The sequence below is a fragment of the Chitinophaga filiformis genome (assembly GCF_023100805.1).
Lineage (GTDB): Bacteria > Bacteroidota > Bacteroidia > Chitinophagales > Chitinophagaceae > Chitinophaga > Chitinophaga filiformis_B.
Window position 1 is genome coordinate 6,854,933 of sequence record NZ_CP095855.1, and the last position, 16,236, is coordinate 6,871,168.

General features: G+C 46.4%; 14 protein-coding genes. 6 read left to right on the forward strand and 8 right to left on the reverse strand.

Features of this window, described 5'->3' with window-relative positions:
* Positions 1-30 precede the first annotated feature (30 nt).
* From MYF79_RS26645 to MYF79_RS26655, 3 genes are all read left to right on the forward strand, one after another.
* A complete protein-coding gene (locus MYF79_RS26645) occupies positions 31-2,466 on the forward strand; it encodes a bifunctional YncE family protein/alkaline phosphatase family protein (RefSeq protein WP_247810934.1) in 2,436 nt (811 codons plus the stop codon).
* A 428-nt stretch (positions 2,467-2,894) separates the two neighbouring features.
* The gene (locus tag MYF79_RS26650; protein WP_247810935.1) at positions 2,895-6,080 is read left to right on the forward strand and encodes a SusC/RagA family TonB-linked outer membrane protein; all 3,186 of its coding nucleotides are present in this window, start codon (positions 2,895-2,897) and stop codon (positions 6,078-6,080) included.
* A gap of 22 nt (positions 6,081-6,102) precedes the next feature.
* A complete protein-coding gene (locus tag MYF79_RS26655; protein ID WP_247810936.1) occupies positions 6,103-7,884 on the forward strand; it encodes a RagB/SusD family nutrient uptake outer membrane protein in 1,782 nt (593 codons plus the stop codon).
* Positions 7,885-7,981: 97 nt separating this feature from the next.
* Here the strand turns inward: MYF79_RS26655 and MYF79_RS26660 are convergent, their stop codons facing one another.
* From MYF79_RS26660 to MYF79_RS26670, 3 genes are read right to left on the reverse strand one after another with little or no spacing between them, the layout of a single operon-like run.
* Complete coding sequence (locus MYF79_RS26660; protein WP_247810937.1) at positions 7,982-8,686, reverse strand: hypothetical protein; 705 nt, start codon at positions 8,684-8,686, stop codon at positions 7,982-7,984.
* Positions 8,687-8,716: 30 nt separating this feature from the next.
* Positions 8,717-9,418: an LA_2272 family surface repeat-containing protein gene (locus tag MYF79_RS26665; RefSeq protein WP_247810938.1), complete on the reverse strand. Its 702-nt coding sequence runs from the start codon at positions 9,416-9,418 to the stop codon at positions 8,717-8,719.
* Between the two features lie 20 nt (positions 9,419-9,438).
* Positions 9,439-10,143, reverse strand: coding sequence for a hypothetical protein (locus MYF79_RS26670; protein ID WP_247810939.1), 705 nt, complete (start codon positions 10,141-10,143; stop codon positions 9,439-9,441).
* A 124-nt stretch (positions 10,144-10,267) separates the two neighbouring features.
* Here MYF79_RS26670 and MYF79_RS26675 point away from each other — a divergent pair, with 124 nt between their 5' ends.
* Both MYF79_RS26675 and MYF79_RS26680 read left to right on the forward strand, forming a co-directional pair.
* Positions 10,268-10,492 carry a DUF2798 domain-containing protein gene (locus MYF79_RS26675; RefSeq protein ID WP_247810940.1) on the forward strand — a complete coding sequence of 75 codons (225 nt, stop codon included), beginning with the start codon at positions 10,268-10,270 and terminating at the stop codon, positions 10,490-10,492.
* 21 nt (positions 10,493-10,513) lie between these two features.
* On the forward strand, positions 10,514-11,083 hold the full coding sequence (locus tag MYF79_RS26680; RefSeq protein WP_247810941.1) for a Crp/Fnr family transcriptional regulator: 570 nt from the start codon (positions 10,514-10,516) through the stop codon (positions 11,081-11,083).
* A 74-nt stretch (positions 11,084-11,157) separates the two neighbouring features.
* Here the strand turns inward: MYF79_RS26680 and MYF79_RS26685 are convergent, their stop codons facing one another.
* The 4 genes from MYF79_RS26685 to MYF79_RS26700 form a co-directional block, all read right to left on the reverse strand.
* Entirely contained in the window at positions 11,158-11,436 is a 279-nt protein-coding gene (locus tag MYF79_RS26685; RefSeq protein ID WP_247810942.1) for a hypothetical protein, read from the reverse strand.
* 209 nt (positions 11,437-11,645) lie between these two features.
* Positions 11,646-11,843 (reverse strand): hypothetical protein, encoded by a 198-nt coding sequence (locus tag MYF79_RS26690; RefSeq protein ID WP_247810943.1) that lies wholly within the window; start codon positions 11,841-11,843, stop codon positions 11,646-11,648.
* A gap of 108 nt (positions 11,844-11,951) precedes the next feature.
* Positions 11,952-13,049 carry a hypothetical protein gene (locus MYF79_RS26695; RefSeq protein WP_247810944.1) on the reverse strand — a complete coding sequence of 366 codons (1,098 nt, stop codon included), beginning with the start codon at positions 13,047-13,049 and terminating at the stop codon, positions 11,952-11,954.
* A 57-nt stretch (positions 13,050-13,106) separates the two neighbouring features.
* The gene (locus tag MYF79_RS26700; protein ID WP_247810945.1) at positions 13,107-14,951 is read right to left on the reverse strand and encodes a glycoside hydrolase family 2 protein; all 1,845 of its coding nucleotides are present in this window, start codon (positions 14,949-14,951) and stop codon (positions 13,107-13,109) included.
* A gap of 208 nt (positions 14,952-15,159) precedes the next feature.
* Here MYF79_RS26700 and MYF79_RS26705 point away from each other — a divergent pair, with 208 nt between their 5' ends.
* A complete protein-coding gene (locus tag MYF79_RS26705; RefSeq protein ID WP_247810946.1) occupies positions 15,160-15,957 on the forward strand; it encodes a hypothetical protein in 798 nt (265 codons plus the stop codon).
* A gap of 25 nt (positions 15,958-15,982) precedes the next feature.
* On the opposite strand, the gene MYF79_RS26710 is transcribed toward MYF79_RS26705, so the two are convergent.
* Positions 15,983-16,204 (reverse strand): hypothetical protein, encoded by a 222-nt coding sequence (locus MYF79_RS26710; RefSeq protein WP_247810947.1) that lies wholly within the window; start codon positions 16,202-16,204, stop codon positions 15,983-15,985.
* Between the last annotated feature and the right edge of the window lie 32 nt (positions 16,205-16,236).

The following is a 16,236-nucleotide window of genomic DNA, read 5'->3' on the forward strand; positions in this document are numbered from 1 at the left end:
TACAAACTTGCTGGTTTATAACTGGAAACTATGAGGACTATTGTTGCTTTTTTAATTGCGTTGTTGGACGTCACACTCACCTTTGCGCAAACAGCGGCTCAACTGGAAGCCAGCGCTGTTCATCTTCCCAATGGCTGGACGCTGACACCTGTAGGTGAACATTTACAACTGGGAGATCTTCCCCTGAACATTGCCGTGTCATCTTCAAAGAAATACATGGCGGTTACCAACAACGGGCAAAGCGTTCAGAGCATACAGCTCATTGACGTAAAGTCACAGCAGGTAACAGATGCAGTAGTGATCCCGAAAAGCTGGTTCGGATTAAAGTTCAGCCTCGATGGCAACAACCTGTATGCTTCCGGCGGAAATGATAACCGCATTCTGCAATACGCTGTGCAGATGGGCAAGCTATTGCTAAAGGATAGTATTATCCTTGGGCCCAAATGGCCTGAAAAGATCTCTCCCTCCGGTATTGAGATAGATGACAGCCGGAAACTGATGTATGTGCTGACGAAGGAAAACAATTCCCTGTATGTGATAGATCTTGCTACAAAGCACATTGTAAAACAATTGCCGCTGGGTGGAGAAGGATATAACTGCTTATTGTCCCGCGATAAAAAACTGCTGTATATCACCTGCTGGGGATGTGATAAAGTGCTGGTGTTCGATACCAGGCTGCATGCCTTCAGCGGGGAGATCAAAGTGGGCGACAATCCCAATGATCTGTGCCTGTCGAAGAATGGTAAATATCTCTTTGTTGCCAATGCCAACGACAATTCCGTATCAGTGATAGACCTCGCCAAAAATGCGGTCATAGAAACGCTGAATACAGCGCTCTATCCTGACGCCCCTAATGGTTCCACCACCAATGCCCTGGCGCTGAGCGAGAACGGCAAAACGATCTATATCGCCAATGCGGACAACAACTGCCTGTCTGTATTCGACGTCAGTACACCAGGCGCCAGCAAGAGCAAAGGCTTCATTCCGGTAGGATGGTACCCGACCAACGTAAAAGTGATCGGCAGGAAGATATATGTAGCCAATGGCAAGGGCTTTTCGTCTATGGCGAATCCATTCGGCCCTAATCCCTTGCGGAAAAAGGAGGATGTAGCGTACCAGGCAGGAGACAGTAACCGGCCGAAGGAAGTACAGTATATCGCAGGACTGTTCAAAGGCACGATGAGCATCATCCAGGAACCAACAGATCAGCAACTGACCATCTATTCACAACAGGTCTACAAAAACACACCATATACCAAAGAGAAAGAAAAGGTTACAGCCGGCGAAGCGGGCAATCCTATTCCCATGAAAACCGGCGCGTCCTCCCCTATCAAATATGTGTTCTATGTCATTAAGGAAAACCGCACTTACGACCAGGTGCTGGGCGATATGAAAGAAGGCAATGGCGATTCCAGCCTCGTACTTTTCGGGGAGCGGATCACGCCTAATCAGCATAGGCTGGCCAGGGAATTTGTATTGCTGGACAATTTCTATGTAGATGCGGAAGTAAGCGCAGATGGTCATAACTGGAGTATGGCGGGGTATGCTACCGATTACCTGGAGAAAACATGGCCTACCAGCTATGGCGGCCGTGGCGGCACTTACGACTCAGAAGGCAACCGGGCTATCGCCAATGCGCCTAAGGGGTTCATCTGGGACCATTGTAAACGTGCAGGTATCAGCTACCGTACATATGGAGAATTTGCAGATAATTCCAAACCTAATATCCCGGTGCTGAAAGATCATTACTGTCCGTACTATACCGGCTGGGACATGAACACTTATGATACCACCCGTTTCTACCAGTGGAAAAGGGAATTTGATTCCCTGCTGTCCATCGGCCAGGTACCGCGTTTTAACACCGTTCGCATGGGCAACGACCATACCGAGGGACTGCGTAAAGGCAAGCTGTCGCCGCTGGCGCATGTAGCCGATAATGACCTGGCGGTAGGCCTGTTCATAGAACACCTCAGTAAAAGCTCTATCTGGCAGGAAAGCGCGGTCTTCATCATAGAAGACGATGCACAGAATGGCGCGGACCATGTAGATGCCCACCGCAGCACTGCCTATGTAGCAGGCGGTTTTGTGAAACAGGGATATGTGGATCACACGATGTATTCCACCACCTCCATGCTCCGCACAATGGAACTGATACTCGGTATCCCTCCCATGAGCCAGTACGACGCTGCTGCCACTCCTATGTGGAATTGTTTCTCAGCAGATGCCCGTCATGCACCTTTCCGGTCGGTAGCCGCACAGGTAGACCTCCGGGAAAAGAATGTGGCGGTAAATGAATGGCAGCGCCGTTCCGAACATTTTGATCTTACTAAGGAAGATAATGTGCCCGACCTGGAGTTCAACACCGTATTGTGGAGCGGACTGAAAGGCACGCCTTTTCCTGCTCCAAAACGGGCTGCTTTTGTGAACCTGGTGAAGAAAGAAGGCGAAGATGAGGATGATGATTGATCCCTGAAAAGCAACTATCTAATTAAATAGTAACCTGACCCCTGATAAGAGCATCTTATACCGTAAAAATACCCGGCGGACTAGGATGCTCTTATCAATTTTTTTTACTTAATTTATATTGTCATTTCAACACTCTTTATCCGGTTTAACCTGTAAAGACAACAATGACCCGGCAAGGAAGATAACCCACGAGAGAAAGCGAAGCCCAATATATTCTGTATATAAACAATCCACCGGATATTGATTACCAGTTATTTTATTATCGTTCATCAACCAAAGAAAACACTGTTATGACCTGAACATTGCTACACAACTAATTCCATGTTATGCAGGAAAAGCCCTATTGGTACATTTCCTGACCTGAAAACACATTCCGGGTACAACCCAGGGCACCGGCATGTATTCTTCCATCGTTTAATGAAAAACATATGAAACCAAACAAATGGGGCGCCCCTCTGTGCAAGGGACTGTGCCCACTCCTGTTGCTTATATTACTGATCAGCAGCCGGGCAACGGCGCATGCATGGTATGCAGCGGGTTCCCGTTCCACGCAGCAGGCGGCTGTCCTGAAAGGTATTGTCAGGAACACCAAAGGAGAATTCCTTGCCGGTGTTACGATCAAAATTAAAGGCGGTACCAGCGGTACGGTATCCAAAGAAGACGGTACCTTTCAACTGCCGGTGCCGGAACCCGATAAAGCCATCCTGGAGATCAGCTACATGGGCTACCAGTCGCAGGAAATTGCCCTCGGCGGCCGCCACACGCTGGAGATCACGCTGACCGAAAGCGCCGCCGGACTGAATGAAGTACTGGTGATCGGCTATGGTACACAGAAAAAAGTGTCTTCTACTGCGGCCATATCATCAGTAGGTGGCAAAGAGCTGGCTAAATCGACAGTGCCCAATATTTCCAATTCATTGGCAGGAAGAGTGGCCGGCGTGAGTATGCGCCCGAATGGCGGCAGGCCGGGAGCGGATAATCCTGATATTCATATACGCGGTATCGCTACTACGGGCAACAACGGAGCGCTCATCGTGGTAGATGGTATCATCCGCAATAACATCAATGAAATACCCGCCAGCTCCATTGCTTCCGTAACAGTGCTGAAAGACGCTGCTGCCGTAGCGCCTTATGGCCTGGGCGGCGCCAACGGGGTACTGCTCATCACGACAAAAAAGGGTGTAAACGGCCCGCCCCAGTTATCGCTCAACGCGTATTACGGCGTACAGACACCCACTTATTATCCTGAGATGCTGAATGCACAGGATTATATGCGCCTGCACAACGAAGCCTACCTGAATGAGAATCCGACAGGTACGCAATTGCCATACGCCCAGACGCTCATCGATCAGTACGGGGAGCTGAATGCGAAAGATCCCGACAAATATCCTATCAGCAATACCAAAGATCTTGTACGCATGCATGCGCCCATGCAGAATTACACCCTGCAAATGAGTGGCGGCTCCCCTTACATGAAATATTTTGTGTCACTGGGCTACCTGAACCAGGCAGGGATGTTCGACCCGGTGAAATATCAACGCTATGACTATGCAGTCAACCTGGATGTACAGGCTACAAAAACCACTACTGTCAACATATCGCTGCTGGGCGCCGTCCAGCAGACGCGTACAGTGGATGCTGCCACCACGGTCAACATACTGTTCCGCAGTGGCTACAAATTCATTCCCATCGCCAACCTGCGTTACAGCAATGGCCTCTGGGGTGAATTTGCAGGTAACTCTCCCATCGGCATCCTGAAAGCGGGGTACCAGCGGGACAATAAGAGCACGATGCTGTCCACCATTGCGGTAAACCAGGAACTCCCCTTTATACCCGGATTGAGTATCAAGGGTAGCTTCAGTTTTGACCCTATGCAGACTACCCGCAAAGGCTGGCATACACCGTTCTACTTCTACTCACAGAACCTTTCTACAACGCCCTATACTTATACCAGGCAGGTATCCACTTCCGAAGGTAACGCGGCCTCCTATACCTGGCTGAACCAGGAATATGCACAGCAGCGCACCTACACTTACCAGGGATACCTGAATTACAAGCGCACATTCGGTAAACATGACATCACCGGCCTGGTGGTGGCAGAAGCGCGCGACAGCGATTCGAGCGCCTTTTCTGCCCGCAGGAACAATTTCGGAGTAAACATCGACGAGCTCAGTATGGGTAGCTCTAACAAGAATGATTTTGATAACAGCGGCTCCTCTTCCACCGGTAGCCAGATCGGTTTCGTATACCGCGTAGGTTATAGTTATGCCAATAAATACCTGGTAGAAGCATCCGGCCGTTACGATGGCCACTACTATTTTGCTCCTGGCAAGCGCTGGGGATATTTCCCTGCCGTATCTCTCGGTTGGGTGATGACCGGCGAAAGTTTCATGCAGCGGCTGCCCTTTATCAATTATCTGAAATTAAGAGGATCCTGGGGTAAATCGGGTAACCTGGCAGGTACTTCCTTCCAGTACCTGCAGGGATACTCCCTGTACGGCAATGCCTATGCCTGGGGCAATGGCTCCATGGTGCAGGGCTCCTTCGTTCCCCGCGAAGCCAACAGGAACATCACCTGGGAGATCTCTACCAAAACAGATGTAGGCTTTGAAGCCTCGCTTTGGAATGGATTACTGGACCTGGAAGTGGATTACTTCCGTGAGAGAAGGACCGGTATGCTGCTGCCTCCTGCTGTAACAATACCGATCGAATACGGCCTCAGTCTTTCTGACGAGAACGAGGGCATCATGCAAAACCATGGTATAGAGATCACCGCCGGTACAACACATCAATTTGCCAACGGCCTTCGCCTGGGCATCAGCGGTAACTTCAGCTATGCACGTAACAAGATGCTGCAGATATTTGAGACATCTGCTACACGCAACAACCCCAACAGGAGCCGTACAGGCAGGGCACTGGGCACACCATTCGGCTATCATGCGCTTGGGCTGTTCACTACTGCTGACGATAAAAACAACGATGGTGTTATCAATCCTGCAGATGGCTATAATGTTATACAGTTCGGTAACCTGCATCCGGGCGATATTAAGTATGCTGACCTCAGTGGCCCGGATGGGAAACCGGACGGAAAGATCGATGCCAATGATGAAACACATATCGGCAATCCCACCTATCCCCTGATCACCTATGGTTTCACGCCGACGGCGTCCTGGAAAGGACTGGAGCTCAGCTTATTCTTCCAGGGCTCTGCCATGTCCAGCTTTAACATAGCGGGTTTCCAGACCATCCCTTTCAACAACAACAACAGTAACTCAGCGTACGAATATTACAACAACCGCTGGACGCCCAATCACCAGGACGCAAAATATCCGAGGGCTAACCAGTCGCCTTACGCCAACAATACACAGACCTCCGATTTCTGGATGGCCAGTACTTCCTTACTCCGCCTGAAAACAGCAGTGCTGGGCTATACCTTGCCCGGGCAGCTGACGCAGCGCTGGAAGATGCAGGCAGTACGGGTGTATGTATCAGGACAGAATGTGTTCACCATCAGCAAGCTGAATTTTATGGACCCTGAAGTAGGCTATACTGACGGCGAGGTGGCTTATCCTAATCAGAAGGTATATGTAGCCGGACTGAATGTAACTTTTTAGATCACGTTTAACAGGATTTACTATGAAACGTATAACATATTGCATACTGCTCATCATATTGCTGCCGTTCCTCTCCTGTACCAAAGACTTCCTGGAGAATACGGACAAAACAAAACTGACGGATGACATCCAGTGGTCGTCGGAAGGAAATGCCGACATCTTTCTCAACGACGTTTATGGCGCCTTGCCCAATTACTGGAATCAGCCGGAGAACCTGGACAATTTTACTGATGATAATGATGCCGGTTTTTACTACACCTCCTACAACTGGAAGCAGGGCATCGTATCGCCTGCCGGCACAGACTATACAGTATGGGGCGGCATTACCGGATCCGGAGATCTCACTAACTGGCCCGCTATTTTCACAGCGGTGAGGAAATGCAATACATTTATTGCGAAGGTGAATACCTATGCGGCTAATTTTTCCGAAACATGGCGGAAGAAACGCCTGGACGAAGCGCGTTTCCTGCGGGCTTTCTTTTATAGTGAACTCTGGATGCACCTGGGTGGGCTTCCCATTATTACCAGTGTACCTGACCGCAGCAATGGCGATAGCAGCCAGCTTTATTATCCCCGCAGCACATTTGCTGAAACGGTAGACTTCATTGTCAGCGATCTCGATACGGTGGTGCGCAATGGCAATCTGTCCACCAAATACAACCACGGAGACGCAGATGCCGGCCGTGCCACCTTAGGCGCTGCATTGGCCTTAAAAGGATGGGTACAGCTATATGCTGCCAGTCCTGCCTTCAATGCTGCCCAACCCGCGGCCGGGGCCGATCCGCATCACGTAGCAGGCTATGGTCAGTTTGATGCCGGCAGGTGGGCTGCTGCTGCAGCTACGCTCAAACAATTCATCGATCAATATGGTAACGGGCATCCTTATGGATTGTTTCCCGACCTTTCCGCATTGTGGTATGAAGCCAATGAATACAACAGTGAAGTACTGTGGGACCGCCAGGTAGTGGCTGTTACCATGGGATCATCCTTTGAACAATATGGTGGTCCTGTATGGATCAATGGCGCTTATTATACCTGGGGCAATTACAATCCCACACAGGAGCTGGTAGACCAGTTCAGGATGGCCAATGGCAAGCGTATTGAAGATCCCACATCAGGTTACGATCCTCAAAATCCTTATGTAGGAAGAGAACCCAGGTTCTACCAGTGGATCGTGTATGATGGCGCACCTTATAAAATGACCTGGATGGATAAACAGGATACGATCTATACCCGTATCGACAAGGTACGTCCGTCGAAGAACCAGATAGACTTTGGAACAGATGATGTGAGCAATACCGGTTATTATTTCAAGAAAAGGCTAAACCCATTGGTAAGACCTGGTGGAGGCACTATCAGCGGCGCGAACTTCATTTACTACCGTTATACGGAGATGCTGCTGGGATATGCGGAAGCGCAGAACGAAGCCGTAGGACCAGATGCCAGTGTATATGATGCCGTTAACCAGGTACGTATAAGAGGCGGTCTTCCGGCCTTGCCTGCATCACTCAGCCAGGACGAGATGCGTACCGCCATTCAGCAGGAAAGACGGGTGGAATTATGTTTTGAGAACAAACGCTTCTATGACCTCATCCGCTGGAAAATGGCAGAACAAGTGCTGATCCATGACCGGCATGGCATGAAGATCTCGAACACCGTTCCGGAAAACAACAGCGGTGTATGGAAGTATGAAGCAGTGCCGCTGAATCATCCGCATGTATTCGTTCCGAAGATGTATCTCAATCCGATTCCCCAGGATGTGATAGACCGTAATCCACGGGTTACACAGAACCCGGGATATTAGCATAAAAAAGGGCGTGTCATTGCTTATCTGACACGCCCTTTTTTTCAGTTATATGAACGGGATCATTGTTTGAATACCAGCAGGCTGGTGTATTATCCTACTTACCCAGATGCATGTTGATAAAAGGTAGTCTCCTTAATCCCCTGGGATTGTTCAATGCCACATTGAATAACCCTATTTGTACGCCCCTTAACCGGGAGGTCCTGTTGATGCCACCAACAGCAAGTCCTTTATGTGACTCTGACAGGTTACATGCAGCAACCACTACCCCTCTTACCTCACCAATGTCTGCAACAAACAGGGTCAATGCCATCCCGTTGACGACATTTTGTCCAGCCCCTCCAATATATTTATTACCCGTTAACCAGCCACTGATTGCCAGTCCGTTCACCGTATCGGCCATCATCATTCCCATCACCCCGACTCCATTCAGCCTGCTTCCTCCACCCATAATAGCCGCCAGCATTACACCGTTCTGGCGCTCTGCAGCATTCAAAAGACCTCCAATAGAAAGGCCATTATTCTGAGCCTGCATTTTACAGATAACACCAAGTGAAACACCATTACTCGTTCTATTATCATCCTCGTCCAGATCCAGCAAGCTAAGATCGAATCCGTTTAATGTTCTCACCCTTTTGTTCATGAGGTTAAACCTGAAACCGGTATAAACAGTTGAATTACCGAAACAGATACCTGCCTTTTTTAATCCAATGCTAACATATTTTGACGATAGTGAATCAGTTTCAGCGCAGGCCAATACAGGGAAAAACACTATAAAAAAGAGCGTTAAAGAAGTGGACATCGGTATAGGTTTTTCTTTTATTAATTTATATTATTTCCCAAGATGCATGTTGATAAAGGGTAATCGTCTCAATCCCCTGGGATTATTTAAAGCCACATTGTATAATCCTATTTGTACACCTTTCAAGCGGGAGGTCCTGTTAACAGCACCGACAAAAAGCCCCTTGTGGGCCTGAGCACGATTATATATGGAAACAGCTATTCCATTCACCCTGCCAACATCTATTCTGAAAACGGACACCGCCACCCCATTGATAACGCTTTGCACCGAATCAGCGAGATGTCTGTCCAGCAATACTGTATTAACCACCAATCCATTCAATGTATCGGGAATCAACACACTCCCAATTCCTATTCCATTCAACCTACCCACTGCACTGATAAGAGGTCCCACCATTATTCCGTTTGCTATGTCCGAAGCATTAAAGATCCCTCCAATGGAAAGACCATTATTCCGATGCTGCGCTTTTGCAATAATACCCACTGAAAGGCCATTGCTCGTTCCTTCCTGGTCATCGTCAAGCAATGTAAAATCGAACCCATTTAATGTGCTGATCCTTCTGTTCATCACATTAAACCTGATCCCGGTATAAGCAGGTGAATTACCGAAACAGATACCTGCCTTTTTCAAGCCAAGACTGAAATATTTTGCTGGTAATGAATCAGTTGCTGCGAATGCATGGGCGGCTAACAACAGCACAAAAAGAAGGGTTAAGAAAGTGGACCTGGGCATAATTATAGGTTTATTTTTTATCAACGCTGTTGTCTCCCGAAATGCATATTAATCAACGGCAGGCGCCTGAACCCTTTGGGATTATTCAACGCAATATTGTAAAATCCGATTTGCACCCCGTTTAATCGTTTTGTATTGTTATAAGCGCCAATAGCAAGCCCCCTGTGCTGATGAGAAAAGTTCTCTAAAGATACGGCTATTCCATTCATCGTTCCGGTTATCGTGCCACTGATAGCTACCGCCAAACCGTTGATTTCGCCTGATGTATCCGTCCCGCGTCTGCCCACCTCTCCGCCTATGGCTAATCCATTCACCGTATCGCAGGCCAGAAACACAGCTGCGCCCAACCCATTGAGCCTGTTACCCACGTTATACAAAAGTCCCAGCATGACTCCATTCTCATGGTCTACGGCATTCACAAGTCCGCCTATTGCAAGGCCATTATTTCGTTCCTGTGTATTAGCGCCGGCTGCAACCGAAATACCGTTACTCGCACCTTTTCCGTCCTCATTGACCAGGGCAAGATCGCATCCGTTTAATCGTCTGACATTTTTGTTCAGTCCATTAAATCTGAAACCAGTAAATACAGGTGAATTACCGAAACAGATACCTGCCTTTTTCGCGCCAATACTTAAATATTTTGCTGGTAATGAATCAGTTGCTGCGAATGCCAGTACAGGGAATAACAGTGTAAAAAGAAGGACCCTAAAAGTGGACCTGATCATAGTTATAGGGTTTATTATCAAACTTACCCTTTTTCACGCGGGAATTCAAATTTTTTGACTTAGATCAAATATTAACCCCGGCGGCTATTCCAACTTTGCAGTGTTATAATTTTAAACAACAACAATGAAACAGAAACATTTCAAGTACATCAACACACTCTTTGTCGTCATTCCCATGACCCTGATCATGGCATTTGTAGGCCTGATCCGTAACTATGGTTTTGGTGAAGACTGGTTCATCAAATTCCTGAAAGCCTGGAGCATCATGGTTCCCGTCGCTTATCTGGCAGCATTCATCATTATTCCCAATGCACGTAAACTGGCTGAAAGGGTCACCGCAAAATCGTAATTTCGCAGGAAATACGATTGCATGCACGAGCTGCTGACTAATTACCTCAGGGAACAGATCAAGGTCAGTGAAGAAGAATTAACAACTATTCTCTCCTGCTTCAAGCCTTTGAAAGCAAAGAAAAATGAGCTCCTGTTAACACAGGGACAAACCAGCCAACGATCCTATTTCGTTGGCAAAGGTTGTTTGCGGATATACTTCCTCAATGAAGACGGACAGGATGCCACCCGTTATTTTGCGTTTGAGAACAAGTTTGCCACTGCATTAGTGAGTTTTATTACAGGTGACCCCTCTGACGAGTTTATACAGGCGGTGGAACCAACGGAACTGCTTTATATCAGTCATAAGGATTTCTTCCATTTACTAGGTATCATACCACAGTGGGAAAAGTTTTACAGGAGTTATCTGGAAGGCGCTTATGTCAATAACACAAGGCGTTTGATGTCGTTCATTACATTAGATGCAGTAGAGCGTTATCGCCAGTTACTTGAGCAAAATCCTGTTATTGTAAGGAGACTGCCGAATAAAATGGTGGCTTCTTATCTTAATATTTCGCAGGAGACCTTGAGCCGTTTGAAATCCAGGGTTTGATAGCGAAACCGGGTTAATGAAGATACCGGCCGGCTTGTTAAGGAAGTGATGGGTAACAGATAGCAGAACTTTATTCATGCTGTTGCTTTCACAGCGGCCGGCAATGTCGGAATATATTTTTTTATATTCCATTTAACGAAGTCGATTTCAGTTCTTGGAACAAAAAAACCCATAATACTGTTTAAGTTCCTGACACAGATCTGAATATGATTCTTTTCCAGGATACCAGCTCCGGTAAATGCGGGACCACCCTCGGTAAATACTCCCCTTACCGTATCAAACATTTTAATATCTGTGAAGCCTCTATTCTCTATATCAGAAACATAACTATTTGTTATTTCTGCATGCGCCAACCACTGATGGCTCGTTTATGAGACCCCGCTTAAATTTTTCATTTGCCCATTGAATGGCTCTCTCAATATTATTCTCCCATAAGTAGAAGCCATGTCCCAGCCAGTCGTATGGTTCTTCGCTGATTTTTATACTTTTGGGATTACTCACTAATTCATCACGTGTAGTTTTATCACAACCGTGGAAACCTATTACAAGGTTAGGGCGGACATCATACATGAAAAGATAGCTTACTTTTTTGCAACAACTCTACCGCTTGCGCTAAATGCTGATACGGAGCTGTAAAGTTGCCGTTATTATCAAGATGGCCAGCACGTTGTAATGAACGCAGAGCTTCCTCCTTGGAAATACCGTTAGCCAACTTTTTTTCGGCCAACTCTTTCAATCTTTGGATATCCTTGTCGCTCATAATTGTTTATTGTTGTGTTAGCGAAGGTAAATTTATTTTTGTATTTCCAAGGGCGCATGAATAAATATTTTTTCAATAAACATCTGTTTATCAATTCAATAATACACCTTAATCCAAATAATAAAACTTCCTGATACTACTCTCCTCCATCTTCCGATCATCCACTACCTTATAGCAAATAGTAAACTCCAACTGCGATTTCTCATTATACTCATTACGGAAAAACGTTGTCGAAAACGTCTCCCGTGTCTGAGGATCTACCTGTTTAAGCTCACTGACATTTCCTTTATCATCATACTTCTCAATACTACAACTGTGCGCATCAAATACAGCCCTGTCTGCATACCCTGCATCATACATGGAAACAGCCCAGTCCATCCCCCTTTCTTTCAGCGTATCATGTAATGCCGACAGATCGTAGTAGCCAATTACCTGCTCAATGCTGGAAACAGACGACTCTTTTTTAGTCAGTACATTTCCCTGGCGGATCGCTTCTTCTGTCCTGTACAACACCATTTTCCCATTATATCTGCCATAATATTCAGTCTTCTCTACTTCCTTCTTTGCGTTGTAGAAAAACTTCTTCTGAGCAGCCATAAACTGCGTATCCTTATGTTTACCAAACTGCTGTTCTTCTAACAATACATTGTTATTCCCGTATACATAAATAAATTGCCCGGAGAACTGGTTGTTATTTAAAAGAAGCTTTGACTGCAGTATACCATTATGATAAGTGTAGTTCGTTTTCAGCGCCGTGCCGTCTTCGTTTACGCTTGTCTCTGACACTTTTAGCCCGTTCTCATAAGTGTAGTTAACAGATTGCTTTGTCCCATAGCGGATGTCATGATAATGATCACTGACCAGCAATTCTTTTTCAAATTTATACTCACGGGTAGACAATGCTTCATCGATCGCATGCCAGTTGCCTGCTCCCAGTATCGTATGCCCTTTGGCTTTAAAGATAGCATAGCTTTTAGTTTCATGCCCGTATTTCACAATACGGTAATTCTCGCCGGTGTATTCATAAACACTTAAAAGACCGTGTTCTGCTGAGGAGTGCTTTCCCGTCTCCAGTATGCCGCTCACCTTCTTTTTGTCGTTATAGAATATCTGCTTTGTATGAGTGGAGTGCTCATCGCGGTAAACTTCTTTGGAGAGATGCATGGGTATAGATTTATAGGAATGAAAATAGGTAAATTCTATCATAAAAAAGCACCGGTTTTCACCGGTGCTTTTCAAATATGTTATTCTGTGTTCCACTGTTTACTTCACCAAAGCAGGATCATACAGTTTCACATTCGCCTCCTTTAACCTGTCAACAGGCATTTTATCTACCTGGCGATCGTAGGTCATAAAACCATTCACCTCGCCTTCTACATCTGTGGTCTGTGTGTACACAGCTGCTGATAACCCCAGGGGGATCAGCTGGGCAATTCTCTCTGTGAAGGTTTCATAACGTTTGAACATATCCTCAGATGTTTTGAACGACTGGTATCCCCAGTTCTTGTTCTTCTGCCAGGTATGGCCTTCCAGCGGCAATCCCAGTCCGCCGAATTCTCCCAGTACCAGGACCTGTTTCTGACCAAAGAGGTCTGGTCTCGGCATGGCAGGATGTGGATAGTTATGCAGATCGATGATATGTCCTGTTGGATAGAAGTTACCCCCGCTGGCGCTGTTCACCAGTCGTGAGGGATCTTTCTTCATCGTCCACTCCGTGATCTCTGCTGTCTTGAATTGTCCCCAGGCTTCGTTGAATGGTATCCATACCACAATGCTCGGATAGTTATACAAAGCATCTATGATCGCATTCCATTCTTTACGGTAATATCCTTCAGATTCCGGTGTACGGTTTTTGTCAGTAGCATGATCCAGCACTCCGGGGCGGTTCTCCCAGCCATTGCCCCTATCGCCGCTTGGCATATCCTGCCATAGCAACATACCTGCCTTATCGCAATAAGCATAGTAGGTAGCGGGTTCCACTTTAATATGTTTACGGATCATATTAAAGCCCATCTTCTTCAGCTGGTCAATGTCATATATCATCGCTTCGTAGGTAGGCGGTGTATATAAACCATCAGGCCACCAACCCTGGTCCAGCGGCCCATACTGGAAAAGGAACTTATTATTCAGCAGCATACGCTGTATACCATTCGCATCGGGCGCCATTGATATCTTGCGCATAGCGAAATAGCTCTTTATTTCATCTACCGGTTTGTTGTTACGTACCAGCGTCACTTTCAGATCGTACAGGAAAGGTGTGGAAGGCGACCACAATTTCTCGTTGTTAAGTGTGATCACAGCTGTTTCCTTAGCGCCCACCTGCTGTTGTGCGATGACGGTAGCGCCGTCCAACACTTCAATTTTCAGGTTATCACCTTCCTGCAGGTTCTCTACATCTGCAGCTACTGATATCGTGTGTTTATCAATATCAGGGGTATTTTTGGTCGATTTGATATATACTTTCGGTACTGCTTCCAGCCATACCGTCTGCCATATACCGGTTACGGGTGTATACCAGATGCCTTCAGGTTTAACGACCTGCTTACCGGCGGGCTGCGGACCATCATCTGTAGGGTCCCATACACGCACGGTTATTTCCTGCTTTGCCCCCTTCTTCAGGTAGGGCGTAATGTTGATGGAAAAAGGATCATAGCCTCCCTCATGTTTGCCGGCACTCTTGCCGTTCACAAACACTTCCGTCTGCCAGTCAACCGCGCCAAAATGCAGCAGGATGTCCTTGTTCTTCATGGAAGAAGGAATGCTGATGGTATTCCTATACCACAGTAAACTGTCTTTTCCAACGGTGCGGCCTACACCCGATAGTGCCGATTCTACTGCAAAAGGCACCAGGATGTTGCCTTCATAAGCGGAAGGTGCTGCCTGCGACTTAGGCGTAATTGCGTAACTCCAGAGACCATTTAAATTTATCCAGTTATTACTTCTGACCAGGAGCGGACGTGGATATTCTGGTAGCGGGGCTTTCGGGTCAACTTTCTCTGCCCATTGGGTTACAATTCTGTCTTTGATAAGGTGCCATTGCGTTCCCTGGGCCTTTGCAGCAGCGGCTATGCCGAGGGACACAACAAAACAGGATAATAATTTCTTCATGTGTTTCAATTATTGAGTTCGATTGTTAGCGCTTTAATTTACTCAAATGTTTGTTAAATCTATAATGGTTTCCTATTGCCTCAGCTCCCCAGCCCCGGATCCCTGATAAAATATACCAACTACTTGGTATTTCTTTTTGCAGTCTATTGTAATAATTTACATTGAACCGGACATCAATATTCAATAACCCCATTTACATCTCATTCATATGAATTCCGAGGAACTTAGTTTACTGAAATTTGAGCATGAAAAGAACGTTCAACTGGAAGAACTTGCACTCAAAAAAAAGGAGTTAGACCTTAAAATACAGGAACAGCAAAGTAAAAGGATCTTTACGCCACTGCTGGTATCTATTATCGGTGGATTGATCACGGTAATTACAGGCATTGTGCTGAAATATTATGATAATCTTGCCACGCTGCAACTGGAAGACAGAAAATTCCAGTCCAGCATTTTATTGAAAGCAACTGAGGCTGGCAATTACCAGGAGTTTTCCGACATCATCGTTGCATTTCAGGAAAACGGATTGCTCTCTCTTGATTCAGCGAAACTCGCCAACTTCAGGAAAAAACGGTTCGTAGCTGAGAAAATAGACCTTGCTACCAGGGGCACAGACTTCTACAATATTGAGATGCCTGCACTTAAGAAAAAACCGGGTACTGCTACTTTAGTACCTGTCTACGATGCACCTGACAGTGTCATGCAATCTGTTAACGCCCCTGACAGCAGCTATTGGATCATCGTTGCAGGAGGTGATAAAGATATTGCTGCAGCACAGCATGAAATAAAGAAATCACTGGACAATGGATTCAAAGACGTAAACCTTTTCTTCCGTGACAATTACTACAGAACGGTTATTGGTAAATACGCGTCTTATATTGATGCATACAATACGCTTTTTGATGTGAAGGAGAAGATCAATCGTACATCTTACGTAGTGAGGAGTGACAAATGGTGTACAGCTCCCAGCTATGACGCTACAAGAAAGTTATTTGTGTGCAAATAAAGGCGTGGTAACACCATAAGGCCGCTCACATCCTGTCCTGGTAACCATATTCTTCGTCTTCCGCCAGTTCGCGGCCGGTGTATACACCGTACTTCAATACCGTATATACCATCCATACTACCAGAAATGGGGAAACAATGAACATGTAGACTGCTATCCACTGTGTATGTTCAATCTGCAACAATATGCAATACACCAGCAGGTACACTGTGACGGCTATTACTGAAAAAGTGGAATTTGTTAGCATAACACAGGTTTAGCTGTTATGCCGCAAAATAT

Bases quoted from the DNA above. Each gene is read 5' to 3' on its own strand.
- MYF79_RS26645 (WP_247810934.1), top strand. From the start codon at position 31: ATGAGGACTATTGTTGCTTTTTTAATTGCGTTGTTGGACGTCACACTC.
- MYF79_RS26650 (WP_247810935.1), top strand. From the start codon at position 2,895: ATGAAACCAAACAAATGGGGCGCCCCTCTGTGCAAGGGACTGTGCCCA.
- MYF79_RS26655 (WP_247810936.1), top strand. From the start codon at position 6,103: ATGAAACGTATAACATATTGCATACTGCTCATCATATTGCTGCCGTTC.
- MYF79_RS26660 (WP_247810937.1), bottom strand. From the start codon at position 8,686: ATGTCCACTTCTTTAACGCTCTTTTTTATAGTGTTTTTCCCTGTATTG.
- MYF79_RS26665 (WP_247810938.1), bottom strand. From the start codon at position 9,418: ATGCCCAGGTCCACTTTCTTAACCCTTCTTTTTGTGCTGTTGTTAGCC.
- MYF79_RS26670 (WP_247810939.1), bottom strand. From the start codon at position 10,143: ATGATCAGGTCCACTTTTAGGGTCCTTCTTTTTACACTGTTATTCCCT.
- MYF79_RS26675 (WP_247810940.1), top strand. From the start codon at position 10,268: ATGAAACAGAAACATTTCAAGTACATCAACACACTCTTTGTCGTCATT.
- MYF79_RS26680 (WP_247810941.1), top strand. From the start codon at position 10,514: ATGCACGAGCTGCTGACTAATTACCTCAGGGAACAGATCAAGGTCAGT.
- MYF79_RS26690 (WP_247810943.1), bottom strand. From the start codon at position 11,843: ATGAGCGACAAGGATATCCAAAGATTGAAAGAGTTGGCCGAAAAAAAG.
- MYF79_RS26695 (WP_247810944.1), bottom strand. From the start codon at position 13,049: ATGATAGAATTTACCTATTTTCATTCCTATAAATCTATACCCATGCAT.
- MYF79_RS26700 (WP_247810945.1), bottom strand. From the start codon at position 14,951: ATGAAGAAATTATTATCCTGTTTTGTTGTGTCCCTCGGCATAGCCGCT.
- MYF79_RS26705 (WP_247810946.1), top strand. From the start codon at position 15,160: ATGAATTCCGAGGAACTTAGTTTACTGAAATTTGAGCATGAAAAGAAC.
- MYF79_RS26710 (WP_247810947.1), bottom strand. From the start codon at position 16,204: ATGCTAACAAATTCCACTTTTTCAGTAATAGCCGTCACAGTGTACCTG.